General features: G+C 55.0%; 13 protein-coding genes. 8 read left to right on the plus strand and 5 right to left on the minus strand.

Annotation, left to right across the window (positions count from 1 at the left end):
* Nucleotides 1-12 precede the first annotated feature (12 nt).
* From JMJ04_RS18005 to JMJ04_RS18020, 4 genes are all read right to left on the minus strand, one after another.
* Nucleotides 13-1,923, minus strand: a complete 1,911-nt coding sequence (locus tag JMJ04_RS18005; protein ID WP_201371825.1) for a serine/threonine protein kinase — start codon at nt 1,921-1,923, stop codon at nt 13-15.
* 159 nt (nt 1,924-2,082) lie between these two features.
* Entirely contained in the window at nt 2,083-3,876 is a 1,794-nt protein-coding gene (locus JMJ04_RS18010) for a zinc ribbon domain-containing protein (RefSeq protein ID WP_201371826.1), read from the minus strand.
* A 269-nt stretch (nt 3,877-4,145) separates the two neighbouring features.
* On the minus strand, nt 4,146-6,602 hold the full coding sequence (locus JMJ04_RS18015; protein ID WP_201371827.1) for an Eco57I restriction-modification methylase domain-containing protein: 2,457 nt from the start codon (nt 6,600-6,602) through the stop codon (nt 4,146-4,148).
* Nucleotides 6,603-6,694: 92 nt separating this feature from the next.
* On the minus strand, nt 6,695-9,121 hold the full coding sequence (locus JMJ04_RS18020; RefSeq protein ID WP_201371828.1) for an Eco57I restriction-modification methylase domain-containing protein: 2,427 nt from the start codon (nt 9,119-9,121) through the stop codon (nt 6,695-6,697).
* Between the two features lie 208 nt (nt 9,122-9,329).
* Between JMJ04_RS18020 and JMJ04_RS18025 the strand changes: the two genes are divergently transcribed.
* The 7 genes from JMJ04_RS18025 to JMJ04_RS18055 all read left to right on the plus strand — a co-directional run bounded on the left by JMJ04_RS18025 (nt 9,330) and on the right by JMJ04_RS18055 (nt 19,584).
* The gene (locus JMJ04_RS18025; protein WP_201371829.1) at nt 9,330-10,757 is read left to right on the plus strand and encodes a 3' terminal RNA ribose 2'-O-methyltransferase Hen1; all 1,428 of its coding nucleotides are present in this window, start codon (nt 9,330-9,332) and stop codon (nt 10,755-10,757) included.
* A gap of 16 nt (nt 10,758-10,773) precedes the next feature.
* On the plus strand, nt 10,774-13,335 hold the full coding sequence (locus JMJ04_RS18030) for a polynucleotide kinase-phosphatase (protein ID WP_201371830.1): 2,562 nt from the start codon (nt 10,774-10,776) through the stop codon (nt 13,333-13,335).
* 302 nt (nt 13,336-13,637) lie between these two features.
* Nucleotides 13,638-14,342, plus strand: coding sequence for a UMP kinase (gene pyrH, locus JMJ04_RS18035; RefSeq protein WP_201371831.1), 705 nt, complete (start codon nt 13,638-13,640; stop codon nt 14,340-14,342).
* A 301-nt stretch (nt 14,343-14,643) separates the two neighbouring features.
* Entirely contained in the window at nt 14,644-16,506 is a 1,863-nt protein-coding gene (locus tag JMJ04_RS18040) for a transketolase (RefSeq protein ID WP_201371832.1), read from the plus strand.
* Between the two features lie 331 nt (nt 16,507-16,837).
* Nucleotides 16,838-17,638, plus strand: a complete 801-nt coding sequence (locus JMJ04_RS18045) for a ribonuclease H family protein (RefSeq protein ID WP_236038173.1) — start codon at nt 16,838-16,840, stop codon at nt 17,636-17,638.
* A gap of 201 nt (nt 17,639-17,839) precedes the next feature.
* Entirely contained in the window at nt 17,840-18,544 is a 705-nt protein-coding gene (locus JMJ04_RS18050) for a DUF169 domain-containing protein (protein ID WP_201371834.1), read from the plus strand.
* Nucleotides 18,545-18,576: 32 nt separating this feature from the next.
* Nucleotides 18,577-19,584 carry a phosphotransferase gene (locus tag JMJ04_RS18055; RefSeq protein WP_201371835.1) on the plus strand — a complete coding sequence of 336 codons (1,008 nt, stop codon included), beginning with the start codon at nt 18,577-18,579 and terminating at the stop codon, nt 19,582-19,584.
* Nucleotides 19,585-19,661: 77 nt separating this feature from the next.
* Here JMJ04_RS18055 and JMJ04_RS18060 read toward each other — a convergent pair whose 3' ends face one another.
* Nucleotides 19,662-20,804 carry a hypothetical protein gene (locus JMJ04_RS18060; protein WP_201371836.1) on the minus strand — a complete coding sequence of 381 codons (1,143 nt, stop codon included), beginning with the start codon at nt 20,802-20,804 and terminating at the stop codon, nt 19,662-19,664.
* 422 nt (nt 20,805-21,226) lie between these two features.
* Here JMJ04_RS18060 and deoC point away from each other — a divergent pair, with 422 nt between their 5' ends.
* Nucleotides 21,227-22,231 (plus strand): deoxyribose-phosphate aldolase, encoded by a 1,005-nt coding sequence (deoC, locus tag JMJ04_RS18065; RefSeq protein WP_201371837.1) that lies wholly within the window; start codon nt 21,227-21,229, stop codon nt 22,229-22,231.
* Nucleotide 22,232 lies beyond the last annotated feature (1 nt).

Raw genomic sequence — 22,232 nt, forward strand, 5'->3', positions numbered from 1 at the left:
TGGATTCTACAACTAAGGCAATGTGAGTTGGGCGTAGGTCGCAACGTAGCCTGGTTCCTGGTCCTGGTTATTGGCTTTGCCTGTGACCAGGAGGCCTATCTGGCCTGCCGTATAGTGGCTATCGCTGATACTGGTTGTATGGTTGGCAAGAGTGATGGGGGTGTTATTGACTTTAAAGCTATAGATGCTGCCATGAGCGATGACCTGGAGTGTATTATCTGCGTTGAGGCCAGTGTGGATAGCTTGTACAGCAGTGCTGCTCCAAAGGGTGTTAGGCGTAGGGATACCGTTATTGCTGTCATAGCGTAGGACCATGAGACCACCTTCTCCGTCGATGATGAGGGCGTAGCAGGACTGGACATTTGATCCAGAGTAGGAGAGATGGAAGGCAATGCCATAAAAGCGCTCCTGGGTTCCGGCTTCCTGGTGGAGGGTGACGGTCCAGGTAAAGTTATCTGGCAGCGTGCCGCTGGCCTGAGGGGCAGGAAAGTGAGTGTTGCTATCATGCACGGCGAGGTTATAGCCAGTGCTTGATAGCGAGCCCGTGGTTGCATTGAGATCCCCCTCAGGCCAGCCATGGGGGTTGTCGCTGGATTTGAAGGTGTCGGTAAAGGCCTGGACGCCCTGGGTGGAAGGTGAGGTCGGCCAGCCCAGACTAACACCCAGGCGAGGGAGGACATTAGTCGCCACAAGCACGATGGCAAGCAGAATGAAAATAACCGTCATGACTGTAGAGAGCTTGAAGGCGGGCGTGCGACGTGGTTGGTGTGTCTGAGGGGGAGCCTGGTAGGAATTGGTCTGTGGCATGGCACCCTGACCGGTTACGGGCGTGCGATGCGATTGATACTGAGGCGTGGTGAGCGCCCCCGCCTGAATATAGGCTCCGGGCGAGGACGGCAGCGCCTGAGCCGTGGAATAGCTGGGCTGAGTGGCCCTGGCGGATAGATGCGAGGGAATGGTAAGCGCCGAGGCATTAGAGGAGAGCTGCGGCATCGCCGATGAGGGCTGCGAGAGCGTTGTCAGAGCCTGCTCCAGGGCATCGGCCATCTCTTCTGCGGCCTGAAAGCGCTGCTCGGGGCGTTTGGCGAGTGCGCGGAAGGTAATCTGCTCCAGGATTTCGGGAACCTGGGGGTTGGTGACACGAATGGGGGCAGGCGGCTGGAAGGTGTGCTGGTATTGAAAACCGGTAAAGTTTTCGGCCTGGAAAGGGCGCTGGCCCGCAAGCATCTGATAAAGCACCACACCCAACGCGTAAATATCGCTGCGTGCATCCACAGGCTGTTCGTTAAATTGCTCTGGCGCCATATATGCCGCTGTCCCGACGATTTGGCCTATCTGCGTCAGAGCCGGGTTGGCGTGTGCCTGAGCCAGGGTCGCGCGTGGCGCTTCATCATGAGTAGAGAAAAGTTTGGCGATGCCAAAGTCTGAGAGCAGCAGGTGATTCTGGTCGCTGGAGGAGACAAGCATGTTCTGAGGTTTGATATCGCGGTGGACGATGCCCCGGAGATGGGCGTGATGGAGGGCGCGCGCCATCTGGAGGATATAGCGTGTCGCGCGTCGTGGATCAACGGGCTGCCCATCGTGCATATAGCTGCGTAGGGTTCCCCCACCGACATACTGCATGACCAGGTAGGTCAGCGTCTCGCCCTGGATACGGGCCTCGCCGAAGTCATAGACCGACACAATATTGGGGTGCTCCAGTTTGGCGATAAGCAGGGCCTCGCGTTTGAAGCGCTCGATGAACTCCGCCTTATCCTGGTGCTGTCCCTGGTCGAGCAGGTGTGGCAGAATCACTTTGAGCGCGACATCGCGTTGCAGGCGATCGTGATACGCACGGTAGACGCGTGCCATGCCGCCCTCGCCAATGGCTGCCTTTATCTGATAGGCTTCGATCTGTGTGCCAATGAGTGCATCTTGTGGCATTATAACTCCCGAAACAGCAGTCTCGCGCCTGAGGCGCTCACTCTGATTGGTGGTATGGGTGTGCTGGGTAGCGGCCAAGGGCTGCCCCCTGCACATCCACATCACCAAACTCTCTCTTCTATTCTATCATTGTCGAGCTTTTCGTGCTCAAGCGTCCTATCAGGTAATGATTGTTGAAACGGTGAGCGTTACGGTTACCGTGACTTGCTTTGAGCCGCTGGTAAAGGTAAGGTAGCCGGTATATGTTCCGTCTTTCAATTGGACCCTATTGGGAGCAGTTGCAAGTGTTGTCGTCTGCTGCCCCGCGCTCAGTGTACCAGAGGATAGTGAGAGATTCAGCCAGGTGGCAGAACTGGTTGCGCTCCAATCGGAGCTTACGTTACCACAATTGGTTAGCGTAATCTGCGCGCGATCCATGCCGCCATTGACGCTCTTCATGGCAATGGAGGTAGGAGAGGCATTGATGCAAACGACGGTTGCCGCTTTGACGGTAAGCGTGACGGTAAGCGTGCTGTAGCTGGAACTGGCCTGGCTAGAGAAGACGACCGAGGTAGTATAGGTTCCGGCTTTTAACTGGCTGGCATTGGCACTTACTTGAATTGTCTGTGTGCCTGGAGCTTCAATCTGGCCCTGCGAGGGATACACATTGAGCCAGGAGGCGTTCCAACTGGATTGCCAGGTAAGCGTTCCACTACCGCGGGTAGTGAGTGTGGTCGTAGCGGTTGTCGATTGGTTGCTACCAGCGGTTGCGCTTAGTGAGACGCTGGCAGGGTTGACGATGTCCAGGACGGGTGGGTTTGACGCAGGAGTATCCGTGGTCGCGGGTGTATCTGTAGGAACAGGAGTATCCGTGGCAGTGGGTGTGCTGGTCACAGTGGTGGTTGGAGTTGGGAGGTGAACACCATTCTGGGTCACCGTCACTTCAAGTGAGGCTGTGTGCTGGACTGAGTTGCCACTGGCCTGAATGGTATGCTTACCTGGATGCCAGGTATTGTCAACATGGAGTGAGACCTTAAAGGTTCCCAGGGCGCTGACGTTCAGTGTATTGCTTCCACGCGTTGGATGTTGTGTGGAAAGAACGTTTCCAGCCAGCATATTTGTCTGTCGTAGGCTGCCAGGGGGTGAACCAGCGGCAAACAGAATGGGTGTGTTGCCATCAAGTGTGAGTGTAACCGAGGTTCCGGGGAGGAAGCCCTGCCCTGAGAGTTGATATGTATTGCCGACCCGCACGACCGAAGCTCCATCCAGGCTGAGGGCGGGGGTAAAGAGCACTAGCCCGAGGGTTCCGATGCTGGCCAGAATCACGAGCACGGTAAGCGCGATTAGCAGCCAGGAGAGGCAACCGGGGTGGCTTGGGGGCGTGGTTGGCTGAGGCGAGCCAGGAGGGCCTGGTTGAGGCGATGATGTCGGTGGTGTATAGACGGGTGGTGGTAGTGAAATGGGTGGCTGGGCCACTGTTGGGAGCCCTCCAGGGGTGAAATTGCCACCAGGACCTGGCATCAGTCCTGCCTGCATGTTGCTCATGGGTGAGGGCATATTTGGCGTCCCGTTGGCACCTGGTATGCCTGGCTGGCTGGGCGTACCCTGGACAGTAGGAACATTGTTGGGTGTTTGCTCAAATGCCGCGCCCATCAAGGGGAGACCGAGGAGGGCTGCGCGTTTACGGCGCTCCTCCTCCTCCTCGGGTGTTGACGCTGGAAAAGGGGTTGGGCGATACATGGGTGTAATAGGCGTAGTGGGAGGCGTGGTGTAGACCGGGGGAGGAGTCACCGGATTAGACGCGGAAATGGGTGTGTGCGGACCCGAAATCTGGGTCAGGGCATCAGCTTGCAGGACAGGATTATGCTGCCTGGTAAAGTCGTCGCTGGCGAGCTGATCCAGGCTTTTTCCACAATTCCCGCAGAAATCTGCTTCGGCGGGATTAAGTATACCACAATGTTTGCAATGCATCATCGTGTAGTCTCTACTTTTCTCTGCTTGGTTGCTAGCAGGGTATGTATAGAAATGAAAAGTCCTTCTCTGTGTATATAAAATGCAATTTGCGACGTCAAAAGTGGAATTGAATAAGAACTCCACTTCATATGGTACCATGTATTGTTGGGTTCTGAAGTAAAAAATATGACAGTTTCCCTGTGATGTGTACCACAAAATAGTTTCAGAGCTTTACACTGCAAAGACGTGAGCTTAAGGCATTTCTTGTGCATGAAGTGGCGCGCTTGTTATCAGGAGGGAAGAAGCTCCTGCTCTTCGGAGCCGAGGCGATATTTAAGGTCATAGGTGCGAATAAAGGTCAGCTCTTCTTCTGTCATGCCATAATGTTGGGCCAGGAGTGCATCTATGGTATCAATGATCGGCTTAGCTTTTTTGGCATAGACGGTATAGCTGCCGGTCTGCCCCCGGCGGCGATGGAGGGCGTTGTGGCGATAGTCCTGCATTAAATCCGCACAGAGCTGGCACAAGGCCTCAACCACCTGGGGATCCTGGGGATAGGTAAAGCGAAAACCAAAGAGCATATAGTCTTTGAGGTTGAAGGTATCAAACGTGACGGTATAGTACCACCAGAAGAGCGAGCTGTTGAGAAGTGCCACGAAGACATCGCGGTGGTAAGGCGCCTGAAAAGAACAATACTTATTGGATGTGGTGTGATAGGGCCAGGGAAAGTTGATGAAAACCTTCCAGTACAGGCCGCCAGCCGAGCGATAGTACATACAATTCTGATTGGGCTGGGGCGAGAGGTAGCGCTCAATTGTCTCTTGTCGTAGGAGCTTAGCCAGAATCGCGTTCTCACTGGCGTGGCCGAACTTTGGATAGTAATGAGGGTTTGCAGCATCAGTGTTCACGGTGACAGGACTGTAAGCGAGCGTAGGGAAGAGGGCCGGGCGCTGTTCCGTGCTCCATTTACGTATATTTGTGCTGAAGCGTCGCTCTGGTCCGCTGGCGCGCGCCAGGTAGATGGCGGTGGGGATGCTGGCAATTTTATGACCACCAAAGAGCATGGCGGGCCGGAAGTGATAAAACGAGAGCCAGCTTGTGGGAAACCAGCGTTTAAAGCCTCGCAAGAAGGGAAGCATATTGCGCGTGGCGAAGGCCGCCAGGGGCAGGATCATGCCCTGCCTGCCACCTGGAGCGAGAAGCTGGACACTGCGCTCGATAATACAGGGATAAAGGTTGGCGCAGGCGGCTGTTTCGTAGCGTGGTAAGCGATAGGCGAACTTACGCGCCTCGTACTCTACGTAGGGAGGATTTCCCAGAATGATGCTGAAGCCGCCCTGTTGTTGGATCTCGGGGAAGGTGGCCCACCAGTGGAGAGGCTGGTGACTGGCACGCCAGCGGGCAAAGGCTTCGTCATCAGCAGGATTAACGCCATATGTCGCAGCCAGGGCATAGTCGAGTTCGCGCGGTGCCTGCGGATTCGGATAAGTTGCTGGAGCATGAACATAGCCTACCAGCGCATTACCCACATGTAGGTTCTGCTGGAGTGCGGGCAGAGGCTCAATACCTTCCACGCCTTGAAGCTGCGCCAGCAGTTTGAGAAAGAAGCGGAGTGTGCAAATCTCAATGGCCTCCTCCATGAGATCGACACCATACAGGTTGCGCGTGATAATGGTCTTGAGCAGGTCATATTTCTGCTGTACAGCAATAGGTCCACTGAGACGGCAGAGACACGCCTCGTAGAGTGGTTCTAATACGTTGAGGGCTGCGAAGAGAAAGGCCCCTGAGCCGCAGGTGGGATCGAGAATCGAGATCTGGCAGAGTTCTGTATAAAAAGTGCGTACCAGTTGCAGAGGAAACGACACTGTGAGCAGATCGAGTACAAAGAGCTGTATATCCAGGTTGTGAGTGATACAAGCATCAAACGTGTGAATCTCGCCCGCTTTGAGCGTATGCAAGAGATGTGTATAGTGTGCCTGACGTTGTGTGTATTCCTGTGCTGTTTCGCCGGGAAGCTCTGTTTGGCACCCCATCTCGGCATAGATATAGCGCTCTGGCTGTGTGCGCAGGAGTTGCCAGTGAGGCGATGATGGCAAGAAGGATTCGGGTGCTTGTTGCGCGACTTTTTGTAGTAGATAGGGGAGCAGGGTATAACGTGCGATATAGGAGGTCACATCGTCGTGTGTATAGTAGGCCCCCATCTGCTGTTTATTGACATATTGTTCCAGAATATGCCCAAGTATGTCAGGATTGATGACATCTTTCGTGCCAGAAGCAGAGGCTGATGCGTCAAGCTGCCACTCGTAGGTATCGAAGAAGGCGAAGAGTCGCTGAAAACTCTGGTCGGGAAGGTGGAGTGCTGGATAACGCTGCTCAATGGCGTGCGGCACGAAGAAGTTGCCCCCCAGGAAGGGAACAGAACCCAGGCGTGCGAGTAGCTCATGTGTGCGTTGGGCTTTGCTCAGGCCTTCGTGAAAGAGCGGTAGCAGGAAGTGGTGGTAGAACGTATCGGGTCCATAGAGTTCTTGTGTCTGCTGGAGTTGCTCGAAGAGATAGCGTGGATTGCCCGCCAGGAAGCCCCGCTGTTGCAGGAAGGCGAGGAAGAGCAGGCGATAGAGCAGCAACGAGGCATAGTGCTCGCGCTCACGGCTCTCTTCAATGCCCGAGAGTGCAGCGAGAAAGTGGTAGCGCTCCTGCTCAAATTGCTTATAAAAGCGGCGGATAACCTGTTCTTGTGTTTTCTTCACCCAGACAACCTCTACTAAAAAAAAAGCTTCTAGTATTGCAACGTATGGTTGTGCTGTTTGTATGACATTTTATCCAATCGGGTTAGGACCGGCTATACTTCGTCGTGGGCGGCGCGATATTTCTGATCATAGTGCAGGAGGAATGATAGCTCTTCTGCCGTAAAGCCATAGAACTCGGCCAGAAGCGTATCGATCTGATCAAGTAAGGGGCGTGAGCGGGAGAGCATGTATTCCATCAGCTCAATACGCAGGCCCGCATGCGTATGTTGTACATTCTCGCGTGTATGGCGAGTACTGTAGTGTGCATGGCGGAGAATATCGTGTTCCAGCGCAAGGGCGAGCTCCTGGAGCTGAGCGCTATCGAGGAGGTCGCGGGGCAAAGGGAAGGCCTTGACCAGGGTATGTGTCAGGTGAAAGCCATCCGAGTGGGTCGCGAACCAGGTATAGAAGAGCGAACTATTCATCACAGCCATAACCACGCGTGCCAGTGGCTCAGAGGAGAAGTAGAGGAAGCGGCCATGCGGAGGTGTCATAAGCACCCCATTCTTTTTGTAGAAGGGAATATGGCAGACGGCCTTCGTCCAGTAGTTGGTTGCCTCCTGGTAATACACAAAGTAGGGCGTACAGCCAGGTGCCAGCAGTGAGCCAAGCGCCACCTGGTTGAGGAGACGCGCCAATGTATGCAAAATCTGGGCATGAGGAGGCGCGGCCAACTTCAGAAAGGTCGTGGTGGCTGGCGCGCTATCCAGGGGCGTATAGTGAATCAGCTCAATGAGTTGGGGGCGTTCAGAGGCATACCAGCGCTGGATGCGGGTGCTATAAGTTTGGCGCGCGGCGGATGTTGATGTGTCGCGTCGCGCGAGGAGCAGGGTAAGACGCTGAAAGGCGCCCTCAAAGAGGCGGCAGGGAAAGATCTCAAAATGCGCGAGCCAGAGTGTGGCGGAGGATTGGCGTAACAGGGCGCGGAGCGAGGCGAAGCGTGGACTGCCACAGAGACTCAAGGGGACAAGCAAACCAAGATAGCTCTGATCGGCGTGGCTGATCTGTAAGGCGCGTAGGAGTACCTCTGCGTAGAGATTTCCATATGTCGGCGTCCTGGAGCGTGGAGGTTGATCAAGCAGGCTGGCCGGAGCACGTTGTAGCTCCAGGTAAGGCGGGTTGCCGAGAACGATATCAAAGCCGCCACGTGCCATAACCTGAGGAAAGAATGTGGGCCAGGAGATGGCGGGCATGGTATCAGAGAGGATATCGCCAGAACAAATATGCTCTTCTAAGTTGGGCGAGAGCGGCTGGCGAGCGGAGGGAGGCGCGCACGCTAGCAGTGCCAGTAAAAGCTGGTGCTGACAGATAGTTGTTGCCTCCTCTAAAAGATCAATGCCATACAGGTTATGAGTAAGGATGGCGTGTAGCACGAAATAGTCCCTGCCGGGCGAACTGGCCACAGAGGCGCGAAGCTCCTGGCAGCGTGGGTGGGTTGTGAAGGAGCATAGGCGTTGCAGGCAGGCGCTATAGAGTACCTGGAGGAGATCAAGGGCGGTGCAGAGAAAGGCCCCACAGCCACAGGTAGGATCGAGGACGCTTATCTGCTCAAGGGTATCGTAGAAGGCCAGAAGGGTCTCAACATCCTCACACAGCGTAAGGGCATCCAGCAGAAATTGGCGCGCATCCAGGTTACTGGTGACAAGTTCCATGGGCGTTGCGATACCTTCGTGTTCGAAGTGGGCTTTCAACTGTGCGAGGCGTGTGTGGCGCATGGTATGTTCAAAAGCTGTTTCCAGGGGGAGAAAGTTTGGCTCCTGGAGTGCTGCTGGCAGGTAACGCGAAGGAGTGAAGTGGCTCAGGGGGAGCGCCAGCATAGCGTGAAGAGCGGAAGGTGAGATACGTTTTGCGAGAGTGTCTAAGAGATAAGGGATAAGCGTATTGCAGGCCATATAGTAGGTTATATCCTCGCTGGTATAGTAGGCCCCCATCTTCTTCTGGTTGAGGTGCTGCTCGTACAGGCAGGACAGCGCAACAGGCGTGAGGCTTTGTGTGTCGGACGGTTGCCTGGCAATCTGCCATGTATAGGTGTCAAAGAGACCGTAGGCAGCCTGGAAGGCGCTATCAGGCAAGCTAGCAGGCCTGTCTGTATATTCCAGGGGAGAAAGGCGAAAGAGTGGGAGAGGAAGATGGGGAAGGGCATGAAACCGCGCGTCTTGTGATGGCTCATCAAGAAGTGCTGCCAGCAGCGGGAGGAAATACTGCGAGTAATAGGTATCTGACTCATCATGGTGCTCCTGGTGCTGCTCCAGGCTGTGGCGCATATAATCGGGATCTGCCTCCAGGAAGTCCGCCTTTTGCAGAAAATAGAGTGTTGCCAGGCGCAGCAGAAGGCGGAGCGCCAGGGCGGAGCGCTCCTCATATGCCAGGTCGCCGGTTATCGCGCCTGCTATCTGGGCGTGCAAACATTGACACTGGCGGCAGAAGTGTTTGACGATTGAGTGTGGGCGTTTTGGCCCATGCCTGGATAGAGAGTCCATGAAACGTGTTCCCTCTGCTCTAGCCTGTCTTCTTTTATTGTGTGATTAGATGCATGTCATTGTCAAGGCGGTTGTACCATGTTTCAGCCCCTGGTATAATAATCAAAATTTGTCGATATATGCCTCCGTGCGGATATGCTCGTTTGTAGCTTGAATCGTGACGGTGCGCATAGAAAGGCCTGAACAGGCTGGAACATGTAGACGTGCTATGCTACTCACACTAACAACCACCCATCAACCTGCTACAGATTTAGGATATCTGCTGCACAAAAATCCCGCACACGCGCAGACTTTCTCCCTCAAATTTGGGAAGGCGCATGTCTTTTATCCTGAGGCAAGCGAAGAGCAATGTACCGCCGCGCTGCTGCTGGATATTGACGCCGTGCAACTGGTACGTGGACGCGATAAGGGGCAATCGCTGGATCAGTATGTAAATGATCGCCCATATGTGGCCTCCTCATTTCTGAGCGTCGCGCTCTCCGAAGTCTTTGGTACCGCCCTTAATGGGCGCTGTAAGCAGCGACCAGAATTGGTAGAGACGGCTATTCCGCTGAAAGCAACGCTCTCGGTGATTCCTTGTCGCGCGGGTGAGGGTTGGCTCAGGCGTTTATTTGAGCCGCTGGGCTATAGCTTGACCATTGAGCCGTATACGCTTGATGAGCAGTTTAGCGAGTGGGGCCAGAGCCATTACTATACCGTGACCCTGGAGGGGCAGCAGCGCCTGAGCGACCTCCTATCACACCTCTATGTGCTGATTCCGGTCCTCGATCACAGCAAGCATTACTGGATTGGGGATGACGAGGTCGAGAAGCTCCTGACGCGCGGCAAAGGCTGGTTAGAGACGCATCCTGAGCGTGAGCAGATCGCCTATCGCTATCTTAAGCATCGCCGTGATCTTACACGCGATGCGCTCTCGCGCCTGGTTGCCGAGGATAGTGTTTCTGAGGAAGAAGAAGAGGTCCTCGACGAGGAAGAGGCCGCTGGGACCACGGAGGAGCAAGAGGGAAGCGACGAGAAGAAAGTCTCAGTCCATGACCAGCGCTTGCAGGCGGCCTTTGAAACTATACGCCAGAGTGGCGCCAAACGTGTGCTCGACCTGGGTTGTGGTGAGGGCAAGCTGTTGCGTCTGCTGCTCAAAGAGAAGTCCTTTGAGCATATCCTGGGCCTTGATGTCTCGTATCGTTCGCTTGCCATTGCGCGGCGGCGTCTGCACTTTGAGCATATGGCGCCCCGCCAGCGCGAGCGTATCAGCCTGGTGCATAGCGCGCTCACCTATAGCGACAAGCGCCTGAAGGGCTATGATGCCGCAGCGGTCGTCGAGGTCATTGAGCACCTGGATATATCGCGCCTGAGCGCCTTCGAGCGCGTGCTTTTTGAATATGCTCAACCCGGCCTGGTCGTGATCACCACGCCCAATGCAGAGTATAACGTCAAGTTCGAGACCTGGCAGGCCGGTACCTTCCGCCATAAAGATCACCGTTTTGAATGGACGCGCCAGGAGTTCGAGGCCTGGGGTAAGGGTGTAGCCGAGCGTTTTGGCTATAGCGTCCGCTTCCAGCCTGTTGGCTCCGAGGAGACCGAGGTCGGCGCGATCTCGCAGATGGGCATCTTTGAAAAACGATCTTTTACCGCCTGAGGTTGCAATATATATAATGAAAATTACCATTCCAGAGTTTTGTCTTGTGGTGTTGATTGGGCCGTCGGGCTCGGGAAAATCAACCTTCGCGCACACTCACTTTAAGCCAACTGAAACCATCTCATCTGACTTCTGCCGCGGCCTGGTCTCCGATGACGAGAATGATCAGACCATCTCGAGCGACGCCTTTGATGTGCTCTACTATATTGCCGGCAAACGCCTTGCCCTTGGTAAATTGACGGTTATTGATGCAACGAATGTCAGAGCCGAGGATCGTAAGCGCCTCTTTGAGTTGGCGCGCGCGTACCATGCCCTGGCGGTTGGCATCGTCTTTAACCTGCCCGAGAAGTTCTGTCATGAGCGTAACAGCCAGCGTCCAGACCGGCAGTTTGGGCCACACGTGGTGCACCGTCAGCTCAACGAGATGCGTCGCTCGTTTGGCTCGCTGCGTCGCGAGGGTTTTCATCACCTCTACTTTCTGGATTCCGCTGAGAAGGTGGCGTCCGTCGAGATCGAGTGTGAGCGTGTCTGGAACAACCGCAAGGATGAGCATGGTCCTTTGGACATCATCGGCGATGTGCATGGCTGCTTTGAGGAGCTACAGACGCTCCTGGAGCGGCTAGGCTACCAGGTGACCAGCGAGGTTGGTGCGCAGGGTAAGACCTATCACGTCACGCATCCCGAGGGGCGCAAGGTTGTCTTTCTTGGCGACCTGGTGGATCGTGGTCCGGCCACGCCCGAGGTCTTACGCCTGGTCATGGATATGGTTGAGCAGGGGAGCGCGCTGTGTGTGCCGGGCAACCATGATGCCAAGTTGTGGCGCAAACTGGATGGGCGTAACGTCCAGGTGCGGCATGGCCTGGCGGAGACGCTAGAGCAGATGGAAAAGGAAGCGCCGGAGTTTCACGCGCGAGTCAAGAAGTTCCTGGATAGCCTGATCAGCCACTATGTGCTCGACGATGGCAAGCTTGTTGTGGCGCACGCAGGTCTGAAGGCCGAGATGCATGGGCGTACCTCGCGAGCCGTGCGTGAGTTCGCCCTGTATGGCGAGACGACCGGTGAAACCGACGAATTTGGTCTCCCCGTTCGCTACAACTGGGCGGCAGAGTATCGCGGCCAGGCCCTCGTTGTCTATGGGCATACTCCCGTTCCCGAGGCCGAGTGGCTGAACAACACCATTAATATCGATGGTGGTTGTGTCTTTGGCGGCAAGCTCATTGCGTTGCGCTACCCTGAGCGTGAACTGGTGGAGGTATCCGCCCTCCAGGCCTATAGTGACCCGGTGCGCCCGCTTCAGGTGCCGGAGTCCAAGCTCTCGGCGCAGCAGCAACATGACGACCTGCTGGATATCGAAGATGTCTCAGGGAAGCGCTATATCCCTACCCGACTCAAGCAGACCGTGGCTATTCGTGAAGAGAACGCCGTCGCGGCCCTGGAGATCATGAGCCGTTTCGCTGCCAATCCCAAGTGGCTGTTATATCTGCCGCCAACCATGTCACCCGCGGAGACGAGCCGCGAGCCGGGCTTCCTTGAGCATCCTAGAGAGGCCTTTGCCTACTATCGTGAGGAAGGCATTGAGCGTGTGATCTGCGAAGAGAAGCACATGGGGTCGCGCGCCGTAGTGATTGTCTGTCGAGACGAAGAGGTCGCACGCCAACGCTTTGGCGTCATTGGTGAGGGGAGCGGCATCTGCTACACGCGAACGGGACGACGCTTCTTTGAAGATGCATCCCTGGAGGCAGAACTATTGCAGCGCCTACGCGCGGCACTGGAGCGTGCCAACTTCTGGACGCGCTTTGAGACTGACTGGGTCTGCCTGGATTGTGAGTTGATGCCCTGGTCTGTCAAGGCGCAGTCGCTACTGCTGAAGCAATACGCGGCGGTTGGGGCGGCCTCGCGTGCTTCGCTGGGCAATGCTGTTTCCTCGCTCCGCCAGGCGGCTGAGCAGGGCGTAGAGGTTGGGGATCTGCTTAAGCGCTATGAGCAGCGCGAGCGCCTGGCAGGGCGTTATGTCGATGCCTATCGTTGCTATTGCTGGCCCGTTACCTCGCTGGATGACCTGAAACTGGCCCCTTTCCACCTTCTGGCAACGGAGGGACGGACCTACTTTGAGCGAGAGCATACCTGGCATATGCAGACGCTGGCCGAGATTTGCGCGCAGGATGAGCAGGTCCTGCTGGCAACGGCGTACCAGGTCGTGGACCTCACGAATGAGGCTAGCATCCAGACAGGCATTGACTGGTGGTTAGAGTTGACGGGACGTGGTGGTGAGGGTATGGTCGTCAAACCAATCAACTTTATTGCCCAGGGGAAACACGGCCTGGTGCAGCCCGCGATCAAGAGCCGCGGCCCGGAGTACCTGCGTATCATTTACGGGCCAGAGTATAGCGAACCAGAGTACCTGGAGCGTTTGCGGAAACGTGGTCTGTCAGCTAAGCGTTCAATGGCTTTGCGCGAATTCGCCCTTGGCGTGGAGGCGCTGGAGCGCTTTGTCAAATTGCAGCCGCTGCGGGGCGTGCATGAATGCGTCTTTGGGGTTCTGGCCCTGGAGAGCGAGCCAGTCGATCCACGCTTATAGGAATTGATGGCCGGGGTAGAAAGATTTGATTTTGTGCTGCCTGGCCCTCCCAAACTTGGCTGCCTCACCTATACTCAAGATGGAATGCCCTATGCCCACGTGCTATGCCAGTGGGCATAGTTTTTGTGATATAATCACCGCGGCGTATGACCCAGTGAATACGCACAAAGAAGTATGATCTTATTCCGAACCCCAACCCCCATTCGGGGGCGCAGCGCCACTTGCGTGTCTAGCGCTTCCCCCATTTGGGGACACGCGCGCTCAGGGTTTTCGGAGAAGAAGTATGCAGAGGAAAATTACACATGGCACCTGAATATAAAGAAGCACACGTTATCAAGTTGGGTGGTTCAATGATTGTTCCCAATGGCGGCGTCAACGTCGAGTTCTTAAAAGAGTTTAACTTGTTTATTCGCAAGCAGGTGCAGGAATATCAGCGACGCTTTTTTATCTTTGTGGGTGGGGGAAAGCTAGCGCGCAACTATCGCGACGCTGGTGCGGTCATTACTGGTCACGCGCTTGATAATGAGGACCTGGATTGGCTGGGTGTACATGCCACGCGCCTGAACGCGCAACTCTTTCGCACGGTCTTTAAAGATCTGGCGCATCCCGCCATCATCAAGGACTATAGCCTGATTCTTAAGCCAGACAAGCCTATCGTCATCGCCGCCGGGTGGAAGCCTGGCTGGTCGACAGATTATGTCGCGACTGTGTTAGCTCAGGATTACAACATCGCCTCCATCCTTAAACTGAGCAATACAGATTATATTTACGATAGTGATCCACGCCAGAATTCCGAAGCCAAACCCATTGAAGAGATCTCCTGGAGAGATTATCGCTCCATGATAGGTGATACCTGGGTTCCTGGCGCGAGCGCTCCTTTTGACCCCATTGCCTCCAAGCTGGCCTCAGAACTGAGTTTGCGTGTGATGTATATGAAAGCCAACAATCTGTCGAATGTTGAGAAGGCGCTCAATGGCGAGTCTTTTGCGGGGACTGTGATCTCATAGCCGTTTCTCTTGAGCGAGTTCAGGTCTGCTGCCTGCTGTCTCTCTATCCTGGTTTCAAGCGTGATAAAGACGGAACCCCTTACGCGATATCTGGATTAATCCAGCGTTTATCGATGTGGTAAGGGGTTGATTCCCGTCTCGTAGAACGTTCGTCCAGTCGGTATGCTAGATATAGATGGCAAATGCCGTCTGTGCAAGCATCAGCTTGCCCTTCTGGAACTTCATCTCCTACAATACACAGGGGAGCCGAGCGCGTCAACGTATTGAAAGTAGTTTCGCATAGATATGACGAGGAGCTTGTATGACAACGACGCAAACGCAACCGCAGATTCAGCAGTGGACAAACCTCGCTCAGCAATTACGTGTGGACAGTATCCGTTGCACGACGACTGCTGGTTCGGGGCATCCCACCTCTTCCATGTCAGCGGCTGATCTGATGGCCGTGTTGATGATCAGCTATTTGCGGTATGACTTTGACAATCCAAAACATCCCAACAATGATCACCTGATCTTCTCCAAGGGGCATGCCGCGCCCTTGCTCTACTCGATGTATAAGGCGGCAGGCGCGATTGATGACGCAGAATTGATGACGCTGCGTAAGTTTGGTAGTCGCCTGGAGGGGCATCCCACCCCCGCTCTGCCGTATGTCGACGTCGCGACTGGCTCGCTTGGGCAGGGTTTGCCGATTGGCGTTGGCGTGGCGATGGCGGGTAAGTACCTGGATAAGTTACCCTACCATGTCTGGGTGGTGCTTGGCGATAGTGAAATGGCCGAAGGCTCTATCTGGGAAGCCTGCGACAAGGCTGGCTTCTATAAGACGGATCACCTGATTGCTATTCTGGACTGCAATCGTCTGGGCCAGCGTGGTGAGACCGAGCTGGGCTGGAATACAGCGGCCTACGCGGCCCGTGCGCAGGCTTTTGGCTGGCATGCCATCGAAATTGATGGCCACGACTATGAGCAGATCAACCAGGCCTATGCCGAGGCGCTTCAGACCGAAGGCAGGCCTACGATGATCATCGCCAAAACCAAGAAGGGCAAGGGCGTCTCCTTTCTTGAGAACAAGGAGGGCTGGCATGGCAAGCCCGTTCCCAAGGATAAAGAAGATGAGGCCTTGCAAGAACTACATCGTCCAGCGCGGAGCATGACCTTCTCAGTACAGAAGCCCGAGAACCTCCAGCCCGCCTCCATTCCCCCGGCCAAAGCTGTCGACCTGCCGCGCTACGAAGTAGGATCTTCCGAGGCGACGCGTAAGGCCTATGGCGACGCCCTGAAGGCGCTTGGTGACGCCGATGGACATGTAGTGGCTATGGATGGTGAGGTCAGCAACTCTACCTATGCGCAAGAGTTCGCCAAGGCCTTCCCAGAGCGCTTCTTTGAGCAGTTCATCGCGGAGCAGCAACTGGTGGCGACCGCGATTGGCATGCAGGTGCGGCACTATATCCCCTTTGCTTCAACCTTTGCGGCCTTCTTCTCGCGTGCCTATGACTTTATCCGCATGGGGGCTATCTCGCGGGCGAACATCCGCCTGTGCGGCTCGCATGCTGGTGTCTCTATTGGCGAAGATGGACCTTCGCAGATGGCCCTTGAGGACCTGGCGATGATGCGCGCCGTCTTTGGCAGCACGGTCTTGTATCCATCTGACCCCAACCAGGCAGCACAACTGGTCGCAGAGATGGCGAAGCATGATGGCATTGTCTACCTGCGTAGTACGCGTGAGAAGACCCCAGTTCTCTATGCTCCAGACGAGAAATTCACCGTTGGTGGCAGCAAAGTCGTTAAGCAGTCGGCTCAGGATAAAGTGACCGTGGTCGCGGCAGGTATCACCCTGCACGAAGCCTTGAAGGCCTATGAGCAACTGAAGGGCGAGAATATTCACGCTCGTATCATCGATGCCTACTCCGTCAAGCCAATTGACGAAGAGACCATCCTGGCGGCGGCGGAAGAGGCAGGCAATAAGATCGTGACGGTTGAAGATCACTGGCCCGAGGGCGGCCTGGGCGATGCCGTGACCGAGGTTTTCACCCAGCGTGATGGCCCCATGCCCCAGGTCGTGAAACTGGCGGTCCAGAGCATGCCCGGCTCCGGCACCCCTGCGGAACTGTTGGAAGAGGCTGGCATCAGCGCGCACCACATTGTGCAAGCGGTGAAAGCCCTCATCTAGCCCTGGCAACTGAATAGTATAGTGTAGAATAAACGCGGCGAGGTCCAACTAAGGGCCTCGCCGCTTGCTGTCCTTGCGAACAGGAACATTTGCATTTGAAATACTACACATCCCTTTCCGCTTTTGGATTTTGCCAGTGTATAGAGAGAGTAGGGCGTGCCAAGAGCGGTTTAAAGAACCACTCTATGGGCTATGGTGGAAAAATGCCCGCAGCATTTTTCCACCATAGCCCATACCTCTGCGAAGCGTCGCAGACGCTGAGAAATCTGTCCGAACAGTGTAAAATAGGCTCAGGTTCTTTCTCTAAGGAAAGGGATAAAAGTTGAGTACAATGGATATTGGAAATCAATCACTCGAATGGGATTCAGTTCTCAAGGCCAGCATCGATCTGGATGCGCGTAAGGCCTTGCCGAAGTTAGATGCGCGTGGAATCGTGGCTTTTACTGATGGAGCGTGTATCAAGAATCCGGGTGGTCCCGCGGGCTGGAGCGCGTTGTTGTGGGCAGCGGTTGACAGTAACAATGGCATTATGGCCCAGGGGGCTGCGTGTCTGGAGTGTTATGGGCATATCCCCAAGGCGCCGACTACCACGAATAATCGTGCCGAGATCTCGGCTGTGCTGGCGGTGCTCTCCATTGCGCCTCCTACGTTGCCGCTGAAGATCTACAGTGATAGCGAGTATACGATTAAGGTTGCGCAAGGCATTTTTCAGATGAAGGCCAACCCGGATCTCTGGCAGATCTATCGTCAGCTACTCAGCTATCGCAAGCAGCCGCCTACCTTTGAATGGGTGCGTGGGCATGCCGGGCACGCACAGAATGAGCGCGCCGATGAACTGGCAGGATTGGGCGTCTTTAATGGCGATACCGCAGCCTTTAAGCGCTGGGAAGCCACACAGACTGCCGAGGCCAAATCGGGAATGTCTACAGGTGAACTGGCACAGTTGCGGCGCCAGGTCCAGACGGTAAAGGCTTTTTTTGAGACACAGGCGCGTGGCGGTGGGCGTATTAGCGAGCAGGAACGTCGCTTTATCGATGATATGGCGAAGCGGATGCAGAAAAACACGTTCGCGCCAAGTGAGAAGCAACGCAACTGGGTCAAAGTGCTAGCTTCAAAATATAAAGTTCAATAGAGCTATGTGGAAGCAAACGTTGTAGATAGGTAACAGCACCGTTTAAGCCATTATATGCAGGTTTTCGTTACTGGAATATGTGATACACTAGCAGAGGTTGAGGGGGAGTACGTCTCTACCTCTCCGGCAACGTGAACCCTGCATTTCGCTCTCGCGTATGCTTGATGGTGTGTTTCTTGATTGAAGCGAAAGGATTGCATCTTGAAAGATCAAGTGGTGCAGCAGTTGAAAGAGAATCTGCATTTACTGCACGAGCCTATCGGATTGGCGTTTGTCGAACAAATTCCTACGGATGTCGCCCATGTCGCGAAACGCGTCCCCTCTGCCTGTACCTTCTGGCGCCTGGCGGAACAGGGCGTCTTCTACGCGGGAGCGGAGGATCACCAGGAGTGCCCCATTGGGATGATGACCATGGGTTTTCAGATGCCAGCCTCCGACCAGGAACGGGCGCAGGCGCTTGTAGAGACGATGGCCAGCGTAAAGTATTTCTCGCCGGCCGAAGTAAGTGCGCTGCCCACAGTGCAGAAGCCGCACCAGTATATTGTGTATGGTCGCCTGGACCAGTTGCCTCTGGACCCGGATGTCGTCCTCTGTCGCATGAATACGCAACAGGCCATGCTGGTGGCTGAGGCCATGGGACAGGTCAACTGGCTCCAGGGGGGACAGAGTGCCTTTGGTCGCCCAACCTGTGGAGTTATTCCGCGTACTTTGCAGACTGGGGAGGTCTCATTGAGCTTTGGATGTGTGGGGGCGCGTACATATATCGAACTGACGCCAGAGGAAGTTATCCTGACGCTCCCTGGCGAACAGTTAGCTGAACTGGCTGAGCGCTTGCAGACCATTGTGGAGGCCAATGCTGCGCTTGCGCCCTATCACCAGCAGCAGAAAGCACTATTCCTCGCTTAAGTCGCGTGGAATGTGTCTTTAAGAAGGATTGTATGAAGAGAAATCATGCTCAAATGCTCTGTGTAGCTTATGAGCTAGGCGAGTTGTCCACCCGGCCACAAGCGGTGCAGGGTGGACTATTGCACCAGATGTGGCGCCTGGATACAATGCGTGGGAGATACGCGGTAAAGCAACTCAATCCTGCCATTATGCGCAAGCCAGGGATTGGGGAGGCTTATCGTACCTCAGAGCGTATTGCCCTGGAGATGCACGGGCATGGGGTGCCTGCCATCGTTGCACTCCAACGGGAGGGCGATCCCCTCTATGAGGTAGAGGGAGCCTCCTATCTCGTCTATGACTGGTGCGAGGGCAAGGCACTTGCTTCAGAAGCAAGCGAGCCGGGGCAGGCGTGCCAGATGGGGCACCTGCTTGGGCAGATGCATAGCGTGAAGATGAGCATGCTGGGTGTGGAGGATGAGGAGTGGCGGAGCTTTGACGAGGAGGTGTGGGATATGCTAACCTTCCACGCGGCCTCGCAGAATCTGGATTGGGCCTACATCGCGCGCTCAATGCTACCTCGCTTACTGACCTGGAGTCGTTTGTATGAGGTGGCGGGCCAGCAATTGGGGCGGCACCAGATCGTGAGTCATCGCGACCTGGACCAGAAAAACGTGTTGTGGCGGGATGACCAGACGCCTTATGTCATTGACTGGGAGGCGGCTGGCCTGATAAATCCGACGCTTGAACTGGTTGGAGCGGCTCTCTCCTGGAGTGGGCTTGTTGTTGGTGATGTGCGTAAAGAGAGCTTTGACGCGGTTATAGAAGCTTACCGTCAGGTGGGTGGTGCAATTCGTGATAAAAGCGAGGTCGCGTTGCATGGCTTGATGGGAACCTGGCTGGGCTGGTTGCTTTTCAATATGCGGCGCTCACTGGGAGAATCTGTTGAGCGCGAAGAGGAGCGGGACCTGGGTATGCGCGAGACGAGCATGACGCTAAAGCTCCTACGCACGTTTGATGACCATCTCCCCATCTGGGCAGGCTGGCTCGATGCGTGGCGATAGAATTAACAGGGTGTGTGGAATGCGCTGTGACAGCCTGTGGCTGTCACAGCGCATTCCACACACCCTGTTAATTCTATCTATAGGAGCGGGGTGAGGAGCAGTTTGGTTAATGGGAGAATAAACTGGCGTTCATTGTCCCAATAGTTATGGGCTTGTAGGCTGCCCGGTGAGCTAAAGCGCAGATTATCGACCTGGATATCATAAATATCCATAGTGCGGTCATGACCAGTGTAGGGGTCGATATGGACAAAGAGGTGATCCCCATGCTTAGGAATAGGCGTCTCTCTCCGCCAGGAAAGAGGGGGCGCCAGGGGATCGGCGACAGGATCATGATTGTCCCAGAAGTTGAGCCAGTGCGCTATGGGGAAATCGCACTCGATGTCACGGCCCCAGCGGAAAAAAGTGACATATTTGCGGAGGGGGCTACCCGCTGTGATCAAGCCAGCAATCTTTTCCCTTGCGTACTGCGGCAGGAGGCGAAGCACATCGAAGGCAATGACTGTGCCATTGCTATGAGCGTTGAGAATGATGCGCCCAACATCGTCGCGACTGGCCAGGCGTAAGAGGGCGTCAAGAACGAAGCTGCGAATGCGTTCGCGCTGCTCGTTCGTACTGACATAAGCTGCCACATCGGTTTGCAATTGTTGCAGAATTGCGAATCGGCCTGTTTGCTCCTTATTGGTTCTGAGTGAAGGATAGGTTCCGAGCAACGAGGCGTGAGGAGGCGCCTTGGGCGTGGAGAAGAGGGGAGGAACAACTCTTTTGAGAAAGCGTGCGACTCCCAGGGGTGAGATGTAGTTAAAGAGCGAGGAGAGCAGCATCGTGCTCGCATTGAGCGTGGGAACCAGGTGTCCTCTATTCTCTTCGATGTCTGAGTAGACAAGCGCGATGTGTACAATAGAACCCTTGCCATTGCTCAAAGGGGCCTGGGAGGTATCAATCTGGTGCGGGCTATCACGTACCCAGACACCTAAACGTGCTAATCCAGCCTCCCGGCGATGGCTGCCAGCCGGCCAGCAACTCTGGACATAGATGGGACCATGAGAACTGGAGGGCGTGTCTGGACGATAAAGGGGGTCTGCGCTGAGCTGGTTTGAGTCAAGGTATCTACGTAAGTTGGCATGTAGTCTGTCTGCATAGCCTGGTGTTTGGCCTTGCGGGGGGTGTTGAAAGCCAATACCATGCAACGTGACCAGGCAGGTAAGTGTTTGATTCACCATAACATATCCTCCACCAGATCCAACTAACCATCCACCAATGTTATGTGTGTGATATCTGATCGCCTGGCACAGGAAAGCCGTATGACAGCCGTTATGTGTGCCTTACTGTCTATTGTACCGCGAAAAGGCCTACTTTACCACCATCGAGTGTACGAATGTTGCCAAATAGAGTAGAATAGTGGACTGTTGTGTCCGGTACTGTTGGCGTTATAATTATTGCAGGATCCTCAGACGGATCGAAGGAATAGTCTGGTAGCACAACAATCGCTTCCCACATCCATCCTCTATTGGCGGGAAGAGTATAACAAGGAAAAGCCGAATATGTCAAGTATTTTGTATTAGGTAGACATAAAGAGAAGTTCGAAGAAATACTTCCTCTATGTGTGCCTAAAATTGCTGATATTAGTGCAAGGACATTCTGCATGACTACGACAAAGTCAAAAATACAATCAGAGAAGACTAGTGCACCGGTGCCGCATGAGGTCCTGGAGCGTAATCCAGGTATGCCCCTGGACCTGGATTGGATTCATCGCGTACATGTTAACCGTAGCGCCGTTGAGCGCCGCGCTGTCACTATTCCCACACGGCGTTCAGTCAAAAAGGAGTGGCAGGCAGCCTGGCTTCTGCGGGCGATTACTTGTATTGATCTAACCACATTAGCGGGCGATGATACGCCGGGCAATGTCAAGCGGCTCTGCGCCAAGGCCAGGCAACCTGTACGCCAGGAACTGCTTGACGCGTTGGGTGTGCCACACCTGCAAACGGGGGCGGTATGCGTCTATCACAACCTGGTACCCGTGGCGGTCGAGGCGCTAGCCGGGACGAATATTCCCGTCGCCGCCGTATCAACGGGCTTTCCCGCAGGTCAGAATCCCTTTGACTTGAAGCTGCGCGAGATCCAGGCTTCTGTACAGGCTGGAGCAAAAGAGATCGATATTGTCATTTCGCGCGCCCACGTACTCACGGGAAACTGGCAGGCCCTTTATGACGAGGTCAAGGCCTTCCGCGAGGCGTGTGGAGATGCGCATATGAAGACCATCCTGGCAACCCATGAGCTAGCAACGCTGCGTAACATCGCGATGGCAAGCCTGGTCTGTATGATGGCAGGGGCTGATTTTATCAAAACCTCGACCGGGAAAGAGCCGGTGAACGCCATCCTACCAGTGGGCCTGGTCATGACACGCGCCATTCGCGATTATCATGAAGAGACAGGCTACAAGGTTGGCTTTAAGCCGGCGGGCGGTATTCGCAGCGCGAAATCCTCGCTGGATTGGCTGATCTTGATGAAAGAGGAACTGGGCAATGAGTGGTTAAACAATTCACTCTTCCGTATTGGAGCCAGTGGCCTGCTTTCAGATATCGAGAGACAGATTGAACATTTTGTGAGCGGACGCTACGCGGCGGCGCACCATAATCCAATGGTTTAGA

The organism is Ktedonobacter robiniae, assembly GCF_016587375.1.
In the GTDB taxonomy this organism is placed as follows: Bacteria; Chloroflexota; Ktedonobacteria; order Ktedonobacterales; family Ktedonobacteraceae; genus Ktedonobacter; species Ktedonobacter robiniae.